Origin of the sequence: Streptomyces sp. NEAU-W12 (assembly GCF_026242095.1) — a bacterium.
Lineage (GTDB): Bacteria > Actinomycetota > Actinomycetes > Streptomycetales > Streptomycetaceae > Streptomyces.
The window spans coordinates 188,699-206,929 of record NZ_JAPJDM010000005.1 but is presented as its reverse complement, the minus strand read 5'-3'; the positions used below and the strand labels follow the sequence as shown (position 1 = coordinate 206,929).

The 18,231-nt window shown below is 70.6% G+C and carries 18 protein-coding genes and 1 pseudogene; 13 read left to right on the top strand and 6 right to left on the bottom strand.

All coding sequences use genetic code 11. From position 1 onward, the window contains the following. Positions 1-137: 137 nt before the first annotated feature. Positions 138-311 carry a hypothetical protein gene (locus tag ORI94_RS08625; protein WP_266073768.1) on the bottom strand — a complete coding sequence of 58 codons (174 nt, stop codon included), beginning with the start codon at positions 309-311 and terminating at the stop codon, positions 138-140. Between the two features lie 562 nt (positions 312-873). On the opposite strand from ORI94_RS08625, the gene ORI94_RS08620 reads away from it, so the two are divergent. The 4 genes from ORI94_RS08620 to ORI94_RS08605 all read left to right on the top strand — a co-directional run bounded on the left by ORI94_RS08620 (position 874) and on the right by ORI94_RS08605 (position 4,520). Continuing rightward, positions 874-1,527, top strand: a complete 654-nt coding sequence (locus ORI94_RS08620) for a response regulator transcription factor (RefSeq protein WP_042172936.1) — start codon at positions 874-876, stop codon at positions 1,525-1,527. Positions 1,528-1,531: 4 nt separating this feature from the next. After that, positions 1,532-2,779, top strand: coding sequence for a sensor histidine kinase (locus ORI94_RS08615; RefSeq protein WP_266073767.1), 1,248 nt, complete (start codon positions 1,532-1,534; stop codon positions 2,777-2,779). Between the two features lie 393 nt (positions 2,780-3,172). Further along, complete coding sequence (locus ORI94_RS08610; RefSeq protein WP_003993510.1) at positions 3,173-3,469, top strand: DUF4193 domain-containing protein; 297 nt, start codon at positions 3,173-3,175, stop codon at positions 3,467-3,469. Between the two features lie 13 nt (positions 3,470-3,482). Further along, positions 3,483-4,520, top strand: a complete 1,038-nt coding sequence (locus ORI94_RS08605; RefSeq protein WP_266073766.1) for a hypothetical protein — start codon at positions 3,483-3,485, stop codon at positions 4,518-4,520. 24 nt (positions 4,521-4,544) lie between these two features. Here the strand turns inward: ORI94_RS08605 and ORI94_RS08600 are convergent, their stop codons facing one another. Then, positions 4,545-5,006, bottom strand: a complete 462-nt coding sequence (locus ORI94_RS08600; RefSeq protein WP_266073765.1) for a DUF3093 domain-containing protein — start codon at positions 5,004-5,006, stop codon at positions 4,545-4,547. Positions 5,007-5,231: 225 nt separating this feature from the next. On the opposite strand from ORI94_RS08600, the gene ORI94_RS08595 reads away from it, so the two are divergent. The 7 genes and pseudogenes from ORI94_RS08595 (at position 5,232) to ORI94_RS08565 (ending at position 10,115) form a co-directional block, all read left to right on the top strand. Further along, positions 5,232-5,816 carry a PaaI family thioesterase gene (locus ORI94_RS08595; protein ID WP_266073764.1) on the top strand — a complete coding sequence of 195 codons (585 nt, stop codon included), beginning with the start codon at positions 5,232-5,234 and terminating at the stop codon, positions 5,814-5,816. Beyond that, a complete protein-coding gene (dut, locus tag ORI94_RS08590) occupies positions 5,813-6,373 on the top strand; it encodes a dUTP diphosphatase (protein WP_266073763.1) in 561 nt (186 codons plus the stop codon). The genes ORI94_RS08595 and dut overlap by 4 nt, the downstream gene beginning before the upstream one ends. 1 nt (position 6,374) lies before the next feature. After that, the gene (locus ORI94_RS08585) at positions 6,375-7,136 is read left to right on the top strand and encodes a DUF3710 domain-containing protein (RefSeq protein WP_266073762.1); all 762 of its coding nucleotides are present in this window, start codon (positions 6,375-6,377) and stop codon (positions 7,134-7,136) included. Positions 7,137-7,461: 325 nt separating this feature from the next. Next, positions 7,462-7,962 (top strand): annotated as a pseudogene (locus ORI94_RS08580) (histidine kinase); the annotation flags it as partial. Between the two features lie 164 nt (positions 7,963-8,126). Then, on the top strand, positions 8,127-8,816 hold the full coding sequence (locus ORI94_RS08575) for a response regulator (protein WP_266073761.1): 690 nt from the start codon (positions 8,127-8,129) through the stop codon (positions 8,814-8,816). Positions 8,817-8,933: 117 nt separating this feature from the next. After that, positions 8,934-9,332, top strand: a complete 399-nt coding sequence (locus ORI94_RS08570) for an OB-fold nucleic acid binding domain-containing protein (protein ID WP_266073760.1) — start codon at positions 8,934-8,936, stop codon at positions 9,330-9,332. A 3-nt stretch (positions 9,333-9,335) separates the two neighbouring features. Further along, positions 9,336-10,115, top strand: coding sequence for a DUF3159 domain-containing protein (locus ORI94_RS08565; RefSeq protein WP_266073759.1), 780 nt, complete (start codon positions 9,336-9,338; stop codon positions 10,113-10,115). A gap of 73 nt (positions 10,116-10,188) precedes the next feature. Here ORI94_RS08565 and ORI94_RS08560 read toward each other — a convergent pair whose 3' ends face one another. Together ORI94_RS08560 and ORI94_RS08555 are read right to left on the bottom strand one after the other, a co-directional pair. Beyond that, on the bottom strand, positions 10,189-10,866 hold the full coding sequence (locus tag ORI94_RS08560) for a potassium channel family protein (RefSeq protein WP_042172914.1): 678 nt from the start codon (positions 10,864-10,866) through the stop codon (positions 10,189-10,191). Continuing rightward, positions 10,866-11,537, bottom strand: a complete 672-nt coding sequence (locus tag ORI94_RS08555; protein ID WP_266073758.1) for a potassium channel family protein — start codon at positions 11,535-11,537, stop codon at positions 10,866-10,868. The genes ORI94_RS08560 and ORI94_RS08555 overlap by 1 nt, the downstream gene beginning before the upstream one ends. 592 nt (positions 11,538-12,129) lie before the next feature. On the opposite strand from ORI94_RS08555, the gene ORI94_RS08550 reads away from it, so the two are divergent. Together ORI94_RS08550 and ORI94_RS08545 are read left to right on the top strand one after the other, a co-directional pair. Further along, positions 12,130-14,175, top strand: a complete 2,046-nt coding sequence (locus ORI94_RS08550; protein ID WP_266073757.1) for an APC family permease — start codon at positions 12,130-12,132, stop codon at positions 14,173-14,175. Between the two features lie 67 nt (positions 14,176-14,242). Beyond that, positions 14,243-15,571, top strand: a complete 1,329-nt coding sequence (locus ORI94_RS08545) for a class I SAM-dependent RNA methyltransferase (RefSeq protein WP_266073756.1) — start codon at positions 14,243-14,245, stop codon at positions 15,569-15,571. Positions 15,572-16,195: 624 nt separating this feature from the next. Here the strand turns inward: ORI94_RS08545 and ORI94_RS08540 are convergent. Further along, positions 16,196-17,881, bottom strand: coding sequence for a recombinase family protein (locus ORI94_RS08540; protein WP_266073755.1), 1,686 nt, complete (start codon positions 17,879-17,881; stop codon positions 16,196-16,198). A 155-nt stretch (positions 17,882-18,036) separates the two neighbouring features. Then, the gene (locus ORI94_RS08535) at positions 18,037-18,210 is read right to left on the bottom strand and encodes a hypothetical protein (RefSeq protein WP_266073754.1); all 174 of its coding nucleotides are present in this window, start codon (positions 18,208-18,210) and stop codon (positions 18,037-18,039) included. Between the last annotated feature and the right edge of the window lie 21 nt (positions 18,211-18,231).

Sequence of the window (18,231 nt, the reverse complement as noted above, 5' to 3'; positions counted from 1 at the left end):
ACCGGGAGAACCCGGAGAACCCGGAGAACCCGGAGAACCGGGAGAACGACGAGAACCCCCGAGAACGACGAAGCGGGCCCCGGCGCTGGATTCGCCGGGGCCCGCCCACGTCGAGCCGCCTCATCTCATCGGGCTGATCAGACGCAGGACACGCCGACCTCCACACCGTGCTCGGCGGCGAGCCGGCGCAGGTCGTCGAGCTCGCCCTGCTCCACCGCGACGAGGAAGTCGTCGCCCTCGTCGCGGGCCCGGGACAGATCGGACTCGGTCGTCCTTATGCGCTGCAGAAGTCCTGCGGTGAAAGCGTCCATGCTGCGCCCCCTCGTCCTGGGTCGTGGGTCGATGGCACGGGGGTGTGCCGGTTCGGAAGGGATGATCACGCCTCCGGTGGATGACCGCCGCCGCTCGGCCGGGGGGCTACGGCTTCGGACATCCGGGTCCGCTCTGCGGAAACGGACTGAAGCGCACCGCATGGTGGCGCGGTGCGAGCAGAGCGTGATCGCGGGATGTAAAACCCGTCCTCCCCAAGCTCCCTCCCGCGGAAACCCAACCGGACGAGAAAATCTCGTATTACCGTTCCGTTCTCCGGGACGTCCCCGGTCTCCCGCCCTCGCGCCACCCTCCGTTCCCCGGGGCCGCGCCGACCGCCGGTGCCGACCGGCCGCCCCCGCCCGCTTCCCGCTCGGGTGTCCGCCGCGGACGTCCGCCCGCCGCAGCCTGCTGTCCGGCACCCTGCCCCCGCTGCCCGCCGGTCCCCCGGCTTACAGCCGACTTATGGCCGAAAAGGGCAGGATGGAGGCAACACACCCACCAGACCCCTGCGCGCGTGCGCTGAGGAGCGCTGCCCGGCAGGACGTAGGAAGGACAAGCGACGTGCGCGTACTCGTCGTCGAGGACGAGCAACTGCTCGCCGATGCGGTGGCCACCGGACTGCGCCGGGAGGCCATGGCCGTCGACGTCGTGTACGACGGTGCGGCCGCCCTCGAGCGCATCGGCGTCAACGACTACGACGTGGTCGTCCTCGACCGCGACCTCCCCCTCGTGCACGGTGACGACGTGTGCCGCAGGATCGTCGAACTCGGCATGCCCACGCGCGTGCTGATGCTCACGGCCTCCGGCGACGTCAGCGACCGCGTCGAGGGCCTGGAGATCGGCGCCGACGACTATCTGCCCAAGCCCTTCGCGTTCAGCGAGCTCATCGCGCGCGTACGCGCGCTGGGACGGCGTACCAGCGTGCCGCTGCCGCCGGTCCTGGAGCGCGCCGGCATCAAGCTCGACCCCAACCGTCGCGAGGTCTTCCGCGAGGGCAGGGAGGTCCAGCTCGCACCCAAGGAGTTCGCCGTCCTGGAAGTGCTCATGCGCAGCGAGGGCGCCGTCGTCTCCGCGGAGCAGCTCCTGGAGAAGGCCTGGGACGAGAACACCGATCCGTTCACCAACGTGGTGCGGGTGACCGTCATGACGCTGCGCCGCAAACTGGGCGAGCCGCCGGTCATCGTGACCGTCCCCGGCTCGGGTTACCGGATCTGATCCCGTGTCCGCCGCACCCGCTCCCACCCCGCCGCCCCCGCCGGCCCCCCCGAAGCCCACCTGGGACCCGCGCAGGCCCGTACCGCCCTTCCCCTGGCTGCGCCCGACCATCCGGATACGGCTCACCCTGCTCTACGGCGGCATGTTCCTGATCGCCGGGATCCTGCTGCTGTCGATCATCTACCTGCTCGCCGCGAACGCGCTGAACGTGGGCAGCGACCTGCCCTTCCGGATCCTGTCCGGGCAGGTGTCCAGCGACATCTGCCCGCTGCGCAGCGCGCAGCTGCCCGCGGACGAGCTGAACAGCGCGCTGAGCGCCTGCGTCAACGAACAGCGCCAGCACGCCCTGGACAACCTGCTCAGCCGCTCGCTCCTCGCCCTGCTCGGTCTCGCGGTCATCGCCTTCGCCTTCGGGTACGCCATGGCCGGCCGCGTCCTGTCGCCGCTGGGCCGGATCACCCGCACCGCGCGCGCGGTGGCGGGCTCCGACCTGTCCCGCCGGATCGAGCTGGACGGCCCGGACGACGAGCTCAAGGAGCTGGCCGACACCTTCGACGACATGCTGGAGCGGCTGCAGCGGGCCTTCACCGCCCAGCAGCGCTTCGTGGGCAACGCCTCGCACGAGTTGCGCACCCCGCTGGCGATCAACCGCACGCTGCTCGAGGTGCACCTCTCCGACCCCGACGCGCCGGTGGAGCTCCAGCAGCTCGGCAAGACGCTGCTGGCCACCAACGAGCGCAGCGAGCAGCTGGTGGAGGGACTGCTGCTCCTCGCGCGCAGCGACAACCAGATCGTCGAGCGCAAGCCGGTGGATCTCGCCGAGGTGGCCTCCCAGGCCGTCGACCAGGTGCACGCCGAGGCGCAGGCCAGGGGCGTGGAGATCCGCGGGGACCGGAAACCCGCGGTCGTCCGGGGCAACGGCGTCCTGCTGGAGCGGATCGCCCTGAACCTGGTCCAGAACGCCGTGCGCTACAACGTGGCCGAGCAGGGCTGGGTGGAGGTCACCACCGACGTCGAGCACGGGCAGGCGGTCCTGGTGGTGTCCAACACGGGTCCGGTGGTACCCGCGTACGAGGTCGACAACCTGTTCGAGCCCTTCCGGCGGCTGCGCACCGAGCGGACGGGCAGCGACAAGGGCGTCGGCCTGGGGCTCTCCATCGTCCGGTCGGTGGCGCGGGCGCACGGCGGGCACATCTATGCCCAGCCGCGTGAGGGCGGCGGGCTCGTGATGCGCGTCACCCTGCCGATCTGACATCATGTCGCCGACACGACGAGGTGTTCGCTTTGGGCGGAAATTCCGGGAAGTCCCTCCGGCGCTCCCGTGTGGGATCGATCACAGGGGCGATTTTCGGTCCGTCGACTCTCCGTGATCTTGGAGCCCCCGAAAGGCCGGACAAGTCCCGGTTTTCAGGGGCTTCGATTACGGGAAGTACACGGTGAGGCGGCTTTGAAGTGCCGCGTTCGGACCGTGTACGGTCCCCCTCGCCATCCAAGCCGATCGCCCGTGAGGGGTTCGGTTGGGTGTCGATTGAGTAACAGACCTTGATGTGAGGCAAAATCTCCGCCTCGGGTCGGGCACAAGTCCGGCCCCTCGCGCGTTACGTGCGCTGAAGAGACCGCATACACCCAGAGGGGGAGAGCGACCATGGCAACCGATTACGACACTCCACGCAAGACCGACGACGACGTCGACTCGGACAGTCTCGAAGAGCTGAAGGCCCGCCGCAACGACAAGTCGGCCTCGGCCGTGGATGTCGACGAGTTCGAGGCCGCGGAAGGCCTCGAGCTGCCCGGCGCGGACCTCTCGAACGAGGAGCTGGCCGTCCGTGTCCTGCCGAAGCAGCAGGACGAGTTCACCTGCATGAGCTGCTTCCTGGTGCACCACCGCAGCCAGCTGGCCCGGGAGAAGAACGGCCAGCCGATCTGCCGCGACTGCGACTGAGGGCGGGTCGGCCGTGACTGGCTCGACCCCTCCTCGGAAGCGCCGCTTCCTCTCGAGGGGAGCGGACCCGGGGCCGCAGGACGGCCCCCAGCGCGACGCGCGTGACCACGAGCGAGGCCCAACCGATACCGGCTCGACCGACACAGGTCCGGCCGATACCGGGGCGGCCTCGCTCGATCCCGCAGCCGACCGGGGTGACCTCCCGGCGCCCGCGGAGGTCACCGCCACCGCTCCGGCGGCCCGCGGGCGCGCCGCCGCGTTCCGGGACAAGGCCAGGGAAGGCGCCCAGAAGGGCGGCACCCGCACGCGTGCGGGCCTGGCGTACCTCACGGACCGGATCATCGAGCTCGCCCCGCGGGTGCCCGTACGGGACCTGGAGGCGCTGCGCAGGCAGTTCCCGGGGCTCGGTCCCGAGGAGATCGCGGAGAAGCTCGTGGCGGGCGCCGTCAGGGCCACGGCGACGGTCGGCGCCGGCGTCGGCGCCGCTGCGGCGATGCCCGTACCGCCCGCGATGCCGGCGGAGCTGGCCGCCGAGGTCACCGGAGTCGCGGCGATCGAGCTCAAGCTGATCGCCGAACTGCACGAGGTCTACGGCGTACGGCCGGCCGGCAACCTCACCCAGCGCAGCACCGTCTACCTGAACTCCTGGTCGCAGGAGCGCGGGATCGAGGCGACCAGACCCTCGACCGTACGCGCGGCGATGAGCAGCCGCACGAAGCGCGAACTGCGCCAGCGGATCATGAAACGCACCGTTCGCAACCTGCCGAACCTGATGCCCTTCCTGGTGGGAGCCGTGGTCGGCGCGGCCATGAACCGCCGGGACACCAGAAAGCTCGCCACGCGTATCCAGGCCGACCTGCGCAGGATCCAGGTCCCCTGGGACGAGCTTCCCGCCCTCCCCGCCCTCGAGCCCCCGGCCGACGCCCTGGAGACGGACGGGCTCAGCGGCGGCGCCCTCCGCAAGGCGCTCGGCAGCGGCGACGGCCAGCCGGACGGCAACGACGGACCTGGCAACGACGGACCTGGCAACGACAGACCCGGGAGAGGCTGATCCCGCCCGGTGGTCCCCGCCGTGCTACGCGGCGGCCTTCGCCGCCCGCAGGGCTTCCGCCAGTCGTTCCGGCTCGCGCGTCGACAGGAAGGCGTACGGCGTCGGGTCGTCCGGGTCGGTGATCTCCACCCGCAGTGCCCCCGGGACGTAGGCCCGCAGCAGCATGAAGCAGCGCGGGTCGGCCCGGTGGGTACGCCAGGCGCGAGCCCCTTCGGCGTCCAGGATCTCCACGTCGCCCAGAGCGGTCACCGGGATCTTCGCCTCACCGGCGATCAGCAGCCCGCCCACGACCCGGATCCGCACCGAGCCGTACGCGCTGGCCACGACCGCGGCCGTCGCCGTGCCGCCGGCCAGACCGCCGAGCATCGGCAGGACGCCGAACGGCAGCACGATCAGCGCCATCGAGACACCCGCGAGCAAGGAGATCACCCACCAGGAACGAGGAGCTGTCAGGCGTTCTTCGTACGGGAGGGCGGAGAGCTGCATGGATCCAAGCTTGGCACGGCGCCGGGGCGGAACCGCAGCCAGGGGCGGTCGGTGCGAAGCGCTGTCGGGTGGGGCGGTGGTGGGTGGCGGGGGGATCCGGGCGGTCGGTGCGAAGCGCTGTCGGGTGGGGCGGTGGTGGGTGGCGGGGGGATCCGGGCGGTCGGTGCGAAGCGCTGTCGGGTGGGGCGGTGGTGGGTGACGGGCGGGCGGGTAAGGTCTGCGCCTGTGAGTGGTACTTCCTCGACTCTTCGGCCCCCCGCCGACGCTGTGACGCCGGTGCGTCACCCGGACGCCCCCGCACCCGGTGAGCTCCTCGGCGCGCACTACGGCCAGTGCTTCGGCTGCGGCGGCGAGCAGCCCCACGGACTGCACATCGAGGCGCGGGCCGGTGAAGGCGTGTCCGTCACCGCCGCCTTCACCGTGCGCCCCGCCCACCAGGGCGCCCCCGGCCTCGCACACGGCGGGGTGCTCGCCAGCGCCCTGGACGAGACGCTCGGCGCGCTGAACTGGCTGCTGCGCACGATCGCCGTGACCGGCAGGCTCGAGACCGACTTCGTCCGGCCCGTGCCGGTCGACGCGGTCCTCCACCTCCGGGCGGAGGTGACCGCGGTGGCCGGACGGAAGATCTACTGCACCGCCACCGGACGCATCGGCGGCCCCGACGGCCCGGTCGCCGTCCGCGCCGACGCGCTGTTCATCGAGGTCGAGGTCGACCACTTCGTCGACCACGGCCGCGAGGAGGAGATCAAGGCGGCCATGGACGATCCGGACCAGATCCGTCGCGTCCGCGCCTTCGAGGTCAACCCGTGAGCGGGACCCCTCCCCCCGAGCTCCGTGTGCTGCTCCGGCGCGTCGACCCGGACGTACCGCTCCCGGCGTACGAGCACCCCGGTGACGCGGGCGCCGATCTGCGGACCACCGAGGTGTGCGAGCTGGCACCCGGGGAACGGGCCGTCCTTCCCACCGGAGTGTCTGTGGCCCTGCCGGAGGGGTACGCGGCCTTCGTGCACCCGCGATCCGGACTGGCCGCGCGCTGCGGCGTCGCCCTGGTGAATGCCCCGGGGACGGTTGATGCCGGGTACCGTGGGGAGATCAAGGTGATCGTGGTGAATCTCGACCCGCGCGAGGTCGTGCGGTTCGAGCGCTTCGACCGGATTGCCCAACTGGTCGTCCAGCAGGTCGAGCGGGTCCGCTTCGTGCCGGTCGCGGAGCTGCCCCGCTCGGCACGGGCCGAGGGGGGCTTCGGATCCACCGGTGGCCATGCCGCCGTGGAAGGTGAGAGCGGCACAAGCGTTCAGGCCGCCGTCGGCGGCACAGCGGGTGGGAATCGATACGCTTCGGTCGTATCCGACCGGGAAGGACAGTGACGTGTTCGGACGTCGCAAGAAGAGGGATGCCGCCGAGGACGCGGCCGGCGAGGCCGAGCAGGTCGTCGACGGTGTCGACGCGGAGGCGGACGGCGAGAGCGAGCGGCTGAGGCTCGAGCCGGCGCCCCGACCCGACGGACCCTGGGACAGCTCCGAGGTGAGCCGACCCGGTGAGGGCCGGGTCGACCTGGGCGGTCTGTTCGTGCCCGGGGTGGACGGCATGGAGCTGCGGGTCGAGGTCGCGGGCGACGCGATCGTCGCGGCCACCGTCGTCCTGCGGGACAGCGCCATCCAGCTGCAGGGTTTCGCGGCCCCGAAGCGTGAGGGCATCTGGACCGAGGTCCGAGAGGAGATCGCGTCCGGCATCACCCAGCAGGGCGGCATCATCGACGAGGTCGAGGGCCCGCTGGGCTGGGAGCTGCGGGCCCAGGTGCCGGTGCAGCTGCCGGACGGCACGGGCGGTTTCCAGGTCGTCCGGTTCGTCGGCGTGGACGGCCCGCGCTGGTTCCTGCGCGGAGTCATCTCAGGCCAGGGCGCGGTGCAGCCGCAGGCCGCCGGGCTGCTGGAGCAGATCTTCCGGGACACCGTCGTGGTGCGCGGGGACGGCCCGATGGCACCGCGCGACCCGATCGTCCTGAAGCTGCCGAACGACGCGCAGATGGTCCCCGAGGGCGTGCAGCAGGAGGAGGCGCCCGAGGGCTCCCGCTTCGCGGGCGGCATGGGACAGCTGGCGCGCGGACCGGAGATCACCGAAGTCCGCTGAGCCCGGCTCCCGAGCGTTTCGCAGCGACGACGGCGGGGGCAGTCCCTGTACCCCCTGTACGACATCGGCCCCGGCATCCGTGAGCGACCGCGGCGCGGGCCCCCGGCCGCACCGCCGCACCGCCGTGGGGCGTCGCCGTGACCGGTACCTGGGGCCGGAGTCGGCCGCAGTCCCGTCAGAGTTCCGTCAAGGCCGGATTCCGCGCCCCGGTCGGCGCCTTCGGCCGTCCGGCACGGACGTAGGGTCGGCTCCGCGGCCGGCGGTGGACCGGCGGCCGGCGGCCGGCGGCGGCCGTGCTGTCCGGAAACCGGAAGACAATGAGGGCATGGGGCGCGGCAGACTTCGGATCCACCTCGGCGCGGCACCGGGCGCCGGCAAGGCGTACGCGATGCTGTCCGAGGCGCAGCGCCGTGTCGAGCGGGGCACCGACTGCGTGGTGGGCTTCGTCGAGCACTACGGCCGGCCGCGCACCAGGGCACTGCTGGAGGGCCTGGAGCAGATACCGCGCCGGGAACCGGAGCACCGCGGCGCCGTACTCCCCGAGATGGACCTCGACGCCGTCCTCGCCCGCCGCCCCCAGGTGGTTCTCGTCGACGAACTCGCCCACACCAACGTGCCCGGCTCGCGCAACGCGAAGCGCTGGCAGGACGTGGAGGAGCTGCTGGCCGACGGGGTCGACGTGCTGTCGACCCTCAACATCCAGCGCCTGGAGTCCCTCGGCGACGTGGTGGAGTCCATCACCGGCGTCCGGCAGCAGGAGACCGTACCGGACGAGGTGGTGCGCAGGGCCGAGCAGACGGAGCTGGTCGACCTTGTGGGCCCTGCGAGCCCGGAGCCCGTCCACCCCGTGGGCCTGGGGCCTGTGGGCCCCGCGGGCCCGGAGCCCGTCCACCCCGTGGGCCCGGAGCCGGTGAGCCCCGCGGGCCCGGAGCCCGTCCACCCCGCAGAACCGGAGCCCGTGGGCCCCGCAGAACCCGAAAGGCACTCCTCATGACCCGTGTGCTGGTGGTCGACGACGAGCCGGCGATCGTGCGCGCCCTCGTCATCAACCTCAAGGCCCGCTCGTACGAGGTCGACTCCGCCCACGACGGCGCCGAAGCCCTCCGCCTGGCCGCCGCCCGCCACCCCGACGTGGTCCTTCTGGACCTGGGGCTGCCCGACATGGACGGTGTCGAGGTGATCCGGGGACTGCGCGGCTGGACCCGGGTGCCGATCCTGGTGCTGTCCGCCCGGCACGCCTCCGACGAGAAGGTCCAGGCGCTCGACGCGGGAGCCGACGACTACGTCACCAAGCCCTTCGGCATGGACGAACTGCTGGCCAGGCTGCGGGCCGCCGTGCGCCGCGCCGAGCCCTCCGGCGAGAACGGGGACGAGGGAGCCCCGGTGGTGGAGACCGACGGGTTCACCGTCGACCTGGCCGCGAAGAAGGTGCACCGCGACGGCAGGGACGTACGGCTGACCCCCACCGAATGGCATCTGCTGGAGGTCCTCGTACGCAACGTCGGCCGGCTGGTGGCGCAGAAGCAGCTGCTCCAGGAGGTGTGGGGGCCGTCGTACGGGACGGAGACGAACTACCTGCGCGTGTACATGGCCCAGCTGCGCCGCAAGCTGGAGGCCGACCCGTCCCACCCGAAGCACTTCATCACCGAGCCGGGCATGGGTTACCGCTTCGAACGGTGAGCGCCCGCCCGGGGCGTGTGCGCTGTGTGTGCTGCGCGCGCGGTGCCGGGAGAGGCCGGTTCGGACCGGGCGGGCAGCGGGTACGTGACCGTGGGAGCGCCCCGGTACGCTTCACGTATGGGTGCTGTTCCTCGCTCGGAGAAACCGACGGGCCGGTTCCGGCGCATGCTCGACCGGCTCTCCTCGTCCCAGGAGGACCTGGAGTCCGAGGAGCTGCGTGAGGACGCCGAGACCGCCGGCTGTACACGAATAGGTGACTGCCAGGACCGGCAGATAGTGACGGTTACTGGTACTTTGCGCACGGTCACGCTGCGGCCGCGTGCGGGAGTCCCCGCCCTGGAGGCCGAACTGTTCGACGGCTCCGCCGCGCTGGACGTGGTGTGGCTCGGCCGGCGCTCGATCGTCGGGATCGAACCGGGCCGCAGGCTGATCGCATCGGGCAGGATCTCCCTGAGCAGAGGCCACAGGGTGCTGTTCAACCCGAAATACGAACTGAGACCCCTCGGACGGGAGTAGCCGGTGACGTCACTCGACAAGCCGACAACCGAAGACACATCCGCTGACGACGCCAGGGCGGTGACCGAGGCCGCCCTGTTCGAGGCATTCGGCGGGGTGCGGGGCATGGTCGAGACGGTGCTGCCCGGCCTCCTGTTCGTCAGCATCTACACGATCAACAAGAACCTGCACATGGCGGCGATCGCGGCGCTCGCCGTGTCGCTGGCGATGGTCGTGGTCCGGCTGGCGAGGAAGGACACCGTCAAGCACGCCTTCAGCGGCGTCTTCGGCGTCGGCTTCGGTGTGGTCTTCGCGATGATGACCGGCAACGCCAAGGACTTCTACCTGCCGGGCATGCTCTACACCACCGGCCTGGCCCTGGCGTACATCATCACCGCGATGGCCGGTGTCCCGCTGATCGGTCTGATGCTGGGCCCGATCTTCCGGGAGAACCTCTCCTGGCGCACCCGCAACCCGGGCCGCAAGAAGGCGTACACCAAGGCAAGTTGGGCCTGGGGTCTGATCCTGCTCGGCAAGAGCGCGATCCTGTTCCCGCTGTACTGGTGGGCGGACACGACACAGCTGGGCTGGGTCCTGGTCGCGCTGAAGATCCCGCCGTTCCTGCTCGCCGTGTACCTGACCTGGGTGTTCCTGGCGAAGGCGCCGCCGCCGATCGACGTGTTCGCGGAGATGGAGGCGGAGGAGCGTGCCGAGGAGGAGCGCCGGGCCGCGCGCGAGCAGGAGAAGGAGCTGCGCGCGGAGGACGACGACGAGACGACGACGGGCCGGCACCGCCGCCCCTGAGCGCCGTGACCACGTGAGGGGGGCGCCCGGAGATCTCCGGGCGCCCCCCTCACGTGGTCACGGCCTCGCGTGCCTAGCGCGCGGTGTCGGTCCTGCGTACCGACAGCAGGTCCTCCAGCTGCTCCTCGCGGGCCTGGGCGGCCACGAAGAGCAGTTCGTCGCCCGCCTCGAGCGAGTCCTCCCGGGTCGGGGTGAGGACGCGCGTCCCGCGGATGATCGTGACCAGGGAGGTGTCCTGCGGCCACTGGACGTCGCCGACCTGTGTGCCGGCCAGCGCCGACTCCTCCGGCAGGGTCAGCTCGACCAGGTTGGCGTCCCCGTGGCTGAAGTGCAGCAGCCGGACCAGGTCACCGACGCTGACCGCCTCCTCGACCAGGGCCGACATCAGACGCGGGGTGGAGACGGCCACGTCCACGCCCCAGGACTCGTTGAACAGCCACTCGTTCTTGGGGTTGTTCACCCGGGCGACGACGCGCGGAACGCCGTACTCCGTCTTGGCCAGCAGGGAGACGACCAGATTGACCTTGTCGTCGCCGGTCGCGGCGATGACGACGTTGCAGCGCTGGAGCGCCGCCTCGTCCAGGGACGTGATCTCGCAGGCGTCGGCGAGCAGCCACTCGGCCTGCGGCACCCGCTCGACCGAGATGGCAGTCGGCGCCTTGTCGATGAGCAGGATCTCGTGCCCGTTCTCCAGCAGCTCGCCCGCGATCGAGCGGCCCACCGCGCCGGCTCCGGCAATGGCGACCCTCATCACTGACCGCCTTCCTCTCCGGGGCCCTTGGCGAATACCGCCTCGACCTTGTCGATCTCGTCGGTGCGCATCATCACGTGCACCAGGTCCCCCTCCTGCAACACCGTCTGGGAGCTGGGCAGGATCGCCTCACCGAGCCGGGTGAGGAAGGCCACGCGGACGCCGGTCCGGTCCTGCAGCCTGCTGATCCGGTGCCCCACCCAGGCCTGCGAGGTGTGCACCTCGGCGAGCTGCACACCGCCGGTCGGGTCGCGCCACAGCGGCTCGGCGCCCGAGGGGAGCAGCCTGCGCAGCATCTGGTCGGCCGTCCAGCGGACCGTCGCCACCGTGGGGATGCCCAGGCGCTGGTAGACCTCCGCGCGGCGGGGGTCGTAGATACGGGCGGCGACGTTCTCGATGCCGAACATCTCGCGGGCCACCCGCGCGGCGATGATGTTGGAGTTGTCCCCGCTGGAGACGGCGGCGAAGGCACCCGCGTCCTCGATGCCCGCCTCGCGCAGGGTGTCCTGGTCGAAGCCGATCCCAGTGACCCGGCGGCCGCTGAACGAGGAGCCCAGCCGGCGGAAGGAGGTGGGGTCCCGGTCGATCACGGCGACCGTGTGCCCCTGCTCCTCCAGAGTCTGGGCCAGGGCGGAACCCACCCGCCCGCACCCCATGATCACAACATGCATCGCGTCACACCGCGCTTCCTGCAGGCCCGTCGACCCTCATGACCATCGTGACCATCGTGCTCGTGTCCTTCTTTCGGCTCGCCGGGCAACCCGCGGCGGCCCGATGACGGGCCGCGGGGCAACATCATGCCGGGACGGCGCGTTCCCGATCTCCTCCGGGGCCCGGTCCCGGGTACCCGGGACCAACGTATCCGTACCGGGAGGCGGTCAGCGGCGGGTGATGCTGCGCACGCTCGCCAGGGTCAGGATCCCGAGGCCGAGCAGCGCGGCGAGGGCCCCGATCAGTTCTGCGGGCGCGTACATGGGAACCTCCACGGAGCGGCGACGGACAGGGCCGGCGGACAGAGCCGGCGGACAGAGCCCAGCCGTAACGGACAGGGGCCCAGTCATATAGGCATGGAATCAGTGGGCTTCGCGGAACCCGCAACGCCGTCACCCCGTGTTTTCACCCGGAGAGCAGAAGGCCGGACGCCCCGCAACCCGGCGGTGCACCCGAGTGCCGTACGGAGTGCCGTGCGCGAGCGTACGGAAGCCGTACGGAAGTGGGCGGCGGGTGGGTCGCTCCTTGTGCCAAGGCCTACGATCCACTGTTGTGTCCAAACTGACCGACGTGCCCAAGCGCATTCTCATCGGGCGCGCGTTGCGCAGCGACCGACTGGGCGAGACGCTTCTGCCCAAACGCGTCGCCCTTCCCGTCTTCGCCTCCGACCCCCTGTCGTCCGTGGCGTACGCGCCCGGTGAGGTCCTGCTCGTCCTCTCCGTCGCGGGTCTGTCGGCGTACCACTTCAGCCCCTGGATCGCGGTCGCGGTCGTCGTCCTGATGTCCACCGTGGTCGCCTCCTACCGGCAGAACGTGCGCGCCTACCCCAGCGGCGGTGGCGACTACGAGGTGGCGACGACCAACCTCGGCCCCCGGGCGGGCCTGACCGTCGCGAGCGCCCTGCTCGTCGACTACGTCCTCACCGTGGCCGTGTCGATCTCCGCCGGCATCGAGAACCTGGGCTCGGCGATCCCGTTCGTCATCGAGCACAAGGTGGCCTGCGCGATCGGTGTGATCGTGCTGCTGACGCTGATGAACCTGCGGGGCGTACGCGAGTCGGGCACCCTCTTCGCGATCCCCACGTACGTGTTCGTCGCCGGCGTCTTCACCATGATCGCGTGGGGCACGTTCCGCTCGGTGGTGCTCGGCGACGACATGCGGGCTCCCACGGCGGACTACGAGATCAACCCCGACCACCAGGGCCTGGCCGGCTTCGCCCTGGTCTTCCTCCTGCTGCGCGCCTTCTCCTCCGGCTGTGCCGCGCTCACCGGCGTCGAGGCGATCTCCAACGGCGTACCGGCCTTCCGCAAGCCCAAGTCCAGGAACGCGGCGACGACGCTCGCCATGATGGGCCTGCTCGCCGTCACCATGTTCTGCGGCATCATCGCGCTGGCCCTCGCGACCGACGTCCGCATGGCCGAGAAGCCGGCCACGGAACTGTTCCGCGACGGCGTCCCGGTCGGCCCCGACTACGTACAGCACCCGGTGATCTCGCAGGTCGCCGAGGCCGTGTTCGGCGAGGGCAGCCTGCCGTTCCTCGTCCTGGCCGCCGCGACCGCGCTGGTGCTCTTCCTCGCCGCGAACACCGCCTACAACGGCTTCCCGCTGCTCGGCTCGATACTGGCCCAGGACCGCTACCTCCCGCGCCAGCTGCACACCCGTGGCGACCGGCTCGCCTTCTCCAACGGGATCGTGCTGCTCGCCGGCGCGGCCATCCTGCTGGTGTGGGCCTACGGCGCCAGCACCACGCACCTGATCCAGCTGTACATCGTCGGCGTCTTCGTCTCCTTCACCGTCAGCCAGATCGGCATGGTCCGGCACTGGAACCGCCTGCTGACCACCGAGAAGCAGCGGGCCGCACGCCGCCGCATGATCCGCTCCCGGGCCATCAACACCTTCGGCGCCTTCTCCACCGGCCTGGTCCTGGTCGTCGTACTCGTCACCAAGTTCACCCACGGCGCCTGGGTCGCCCTGCTCGGCATGTGCTTCTTCTACGCGCTGATGACGGCCATCCGCCGGCACTACGACCGCGTCTTCGAGGAGATCGCCGCCCCCGAGGGCCCCGGCCCCGACATGGTGCGCCCCTCCCGCGTCCACTCGGTCGTCCTGATCTCCAAGATCCACCGCCCCACGCTGCGCGCCCTCGCCTACGCCAAACTGATGCGCTCGGACACCCTGGAGGCGCTCAGCGTCAACGTCGACGCGGCGGAGACCCGGGCGCTGCACGCGGAATGGGAGCGGCGCGGCATCGAGGTGCCCCTGAAGGTGCTGGACTCCCCGTACCGCGAGGTCACGCGGCCGGTCATCGAGTACGTCAAGAACCTGCGCAAGGAGTCGCCGCGGGACGTGGTGTCCGTGATCATCCCCGAGTACGTGGTCGGCCACTGGTACGAGCAGCTGCTGCACAACCAGAGCGCGCTGCGGCTGAAGGGCCGGCTGCTGTTCACACCGGGCGTGATGGTGACCTCGGTGCCGTACCAGCTGCAGTCCTCCGAGGTGGCCAAGCGGCGCGCCCGCAAGCGGGCGGACTGGACGGCACCGGGGTCGGTGCGGCGCGGGCCGGCGGAGCGGTCGAAGGACTCCTCCCCGCACACGTAGACTGGACGGCTGTTGTCGCGGGCCACCGCCCGCACCTACGCCCCCGATGTTGTGGAGTCACCCCGCCATGCAGGCAGAACCGAAGAAATCGCTGGTGGGGGAGGAGTACGAGGTCGAGGTCGGCCCCGTCGCCCACGGCGGCCACTGCATCGCCCGTACGTCCGAAGGCCAGGTGCTGTTCGTCCGGCACGCGCTGCCCGGCGAGCGGGTCGTCGCGCGGGTGACCGAGGGCGAGGAGGGCGCCCGCTTCCTGCGCGCGGACGCGGTCACGGTGCTGGACGCCTCCAAGGACCGCATCGACGCCCCCTGCCCGTACGCCGGGCCCGGCCGCTGCGGCGGCTGCGACTGGCAGCACGCCAAGCCGGGAGCGCAGCGCCGGTTCAAGGGCGAGGTCGTCGCCGAGCAGCTCCAGCGGCTCGCCGGGCTCACCCCCGAGGAGGCCGGCTGGGACGGCACGGTCGTGCCCGCCGAGGGCGACAAGCTCCCCGCCGGCCAGGTCCCGCAGTGGCGCACGCGCGTGCAGTACGCGGTGACCGCCGACGGCCGCGCGGGCCTGCGCCGGCACCGCTCGCACGAGGTCGAGCCGATCGACCACTGCATGATCGCCGCTCAGGGCGTCAGCGAACTCGGCATCGAGAAGCGGGACTGGACCGGCATGGACTCCGTCGAGGCGATCGCCGCGACGGGCTCGCAGGACCGCCAGGTCGTCCTCACCCCGAAGCCGGGGGCACGCCTGCCGCTGGTCGAACTCGACCGCCCGGTCTCCGTCCTGCGCATCGACGAGCGCAACGGCCAGGTCCACCGCGTCCACGGCCGCCCCTTCGTCCGTGAACGCGCCGACGGCCGCACCCACCGGGTCGCGAACGGCGGCTTCTGGCAGGTCCACCCGAAGTCGGCGGACACCCTGGTCACCGCGGTCATGCAGGGCCTGCTGCCCCGCAAGGGCGACATGGCCCTCGACCTGTACTGCGGCGCCGGCCTGTTCGCGGGCGCCCTCGCCGACCGGGTCGGCGACGCGGGAGCGGTCCTCGGCATCGAGTCCGGCAAGCGCGCGGTCGAGGACGCCCGGCACAACCTCGCCGACTTCCCCCGCGTCCGCATCGAACAGGGCAAGGTCGACTCCCTCCTGCCCCGCACCGGCATCACCGAGGTCGACATCGTCGTCCTCGACCCGCCGCGGGCGGGCGCCGGCCGCAAGACGGTGGAGCACCTGTCGTCACTGGGCGCGCGAAGGATCGCGTACGTCGCCTGCGACCCGGCGGCCCTGGCCCGCGACCTGGCGTACTTCCGGGACGGGGGGTACCGGGTGCGGACACTGCGGGCGTTCGACCTGTTCCCGATGACGCATCACGTGGAGTGCGTTGCCGTCCTCGAACCGGCCGCGAAGGGCTCCTGACCTGCGGTTTTGTGTGTGCGCATTATGTGCGGTGTGGGCGTTACGGGCGATATCTTGACGCTGAAATGACGCTCGTGACGCTCATTTGACGCTCGTTCTGATGGGGTGTCAGGCGCCTTGTCGGGCAGGTCAGACTCTGCCAACGTGGCGAGCATCGATGGGGCGCCGAGGGCAGGCGACGCTGAGCGCAGACCTACTGAGTCCTGCTGGTCAGATGTCCCGGAAGAGACCAGGCAGCCCCGTGAGCTGCTGTGATGGGTGGTTACGCACTCCTGACCTGGGTGAATGATCTTTCGGCTGTTTCACGCTCCTGCCCGTTGATGCAGCCGGAAGTCCCAGAAAAGTCCATGAGCACTCCCACTGCCCGGAGCCACTCCTTCGGTTCCATACCAGCGGGCTAATGGCGGGCAGGTCCCTGGGAGGTTCTGCGAGAGTCGTGTAGACACTGGTCAGCATCCCCACCGATCTCGATGGGCTCCGATCTTGTGAGCGTGACTGGTTCTTGGCAGGGCTGGCGGTGTGACCGTCGGCGCCATCACGCTCAGACGGTACGGTCGTGCTCGTCTGTAGCTGCTCCTCCGTGCTCCGGGAACGGAAATACATTGAGGGGGCCCATCTTTTGTTTCATGGCTGCAGCTCGTGGGCGGCGAACATCAGTCCGTCAAGCAGGCAGTCCGGAATCGTCACCCTCAAGGTCAGCTCTTCGTGGGGTCGGCTGTAGCGAACCTCCAGCCCGAAGGCGCTGTAGAGACGTCGTTGGAGTTCCTCCGGGACCAGGGCGAGATCCACATCAAGGTGCGGGACCGCATCCAGCAGAGCCGCATTGGCTTCGGCGCGCACAGCCTGCTTCGGCGCGCGCAGGTCAGCCAGCTGCTCGGCGAGCTGTTCACGCTGGGCGCCCAGCGCGGCGTGCTCGCGTTGGATCGAGTCACGAAATTGCTTCTCCTGATCCGGGTCGAGATCGCTGGCCTCGTGGCCGCCAAGGCCGTCGGCGAGGGTGCGGATATGACGGGCCTGGCGCTGGCCGATGGCACTGATAGTGCGCCCCGGCGCGGCCTGCTCCTTGCCGATGCGGTCGTCGGCACCGTCCGCGGACCGAGCGGCTTCGAGGGCGGCTCTGAGATGGTTACGCCGATCGAGTCCGAAGATCCTGGTGGCGAAGAAGCGGGAGATGCAGGCGATCAGGATCTGCTCGCGGATCCACAAGCTCTTGGGGTGATCAGGAAACCACGGCTGACCACGATGTTCGTTGGGGTCGGGTTGGCAGGCGTAGTAGGAGATCTGGTGGCGCGACTTGCCGAACATGCGGCGATCACACGTGTCGCAGTAGACGTACGACCGCAGGACGTAGGAGCGCTTGGTGGCCGGGTGCGCGTTGGCTCCGTGGGTGGTGCGGGATCCCTGGCGTTTGCGGCCCACAGTGGAGACGGCGTCAAACAGTTCCTTGGTGACAAGAGGCTCATGGACGGGCCGGGGCGACCACACCCAGTCCTTCGGGTCGTTGTAGCGACCGCCCTTCTTCATCGCCCGGCGGTTCCAGACCTGGTAGCCCGTGTACTTCGGATTGCGCAGGATCTCTCGCACGGCGGAACCGCTCCAGCACCCCAGGGCCACATCGGGGCGGGTTGGCTCCGGAGGCGGGTAAGCCGCTAGGTCCCGGTTCAGACGGTCGGCGATGGCGTCGTAACCGAGCTTGTCCAGCCCGCGAAGCTGGAAGATAAAGGTGACCGCTGAGGCCCGCAGCGGGTCGGGGATGAGCCGGTGCTTGGTACGGCCCTCAGCTCGGCGAGCCGGAACGGGGTGAGGCACCTTCTCCGCCAGGTAGCCGTAGGGAGGCTTCCCCACGTTCCAGCCCTGGGAGATGTGCTCGATGAAGCCGTCCCAGGACAGTTCGAGCATCTGGAGCACGTACCACTCGGAGACGGCCTGCTTGATGCGCCGGGTGAGGGTCGGTGTGGCGAGCTTGGCCCTGGGACCGGTGACGATCGGCTCGTCGGCGGCGCACAGGGCGACTCCAGCTTGCTCCAGCTCGTACTCGATCTTCGTGCCGAAGTAAGTGCGGCGGGCGATGCGTTCGATCGACTCGCAAATGACGGCAGCGAAGCGACGGTTGGGGCGTTGGGCCTCTTTGAGGAGGTCGGTGACGCTGCCGTCGCGTGGGATGGGGATCTCGAAGTTCTGGTGGGCTCGGGAGTTGCCTCGCTCGTGCAGTTCCTTGCGGCCGGACTCTACGTCGTAGAAGTGGGCGACGATCACCCAGCCGGCCGGCAGAGCGGCTCTGGCGTTGCGCAGCTGTCTGGGCAGCGACAACGTGGGGTCCTGGGCGTCCTCTGTGGAGGTTCGGCCGAGCCAGGCAACCGGGACAGTCACTGGAGGCGCCGCTGCGTCCGGGATGCTGTCGGTGGCCCAGGGGCGGCCGAGTACGGGAGGTGCCCAGGGCGGCCGGGGGGCAGGTGGGGTGACGGTCATGTGGTGTCCCCCTCCGTGCGGGAAGGCGTAGGGCTGGCCGTTTCGGCCTGTCCGCCCTCCGCTGGGACGCTGTGGCGGGCGTAGAGCCACTTCAGCACCTCGCGGATCGCGGCGTCTTGGCGCTGGGCCAGCGGGTGAGCGTCCTCGCCGTCGACAATGACGTACTCCACGAACACCCGCGGACCCCCGGC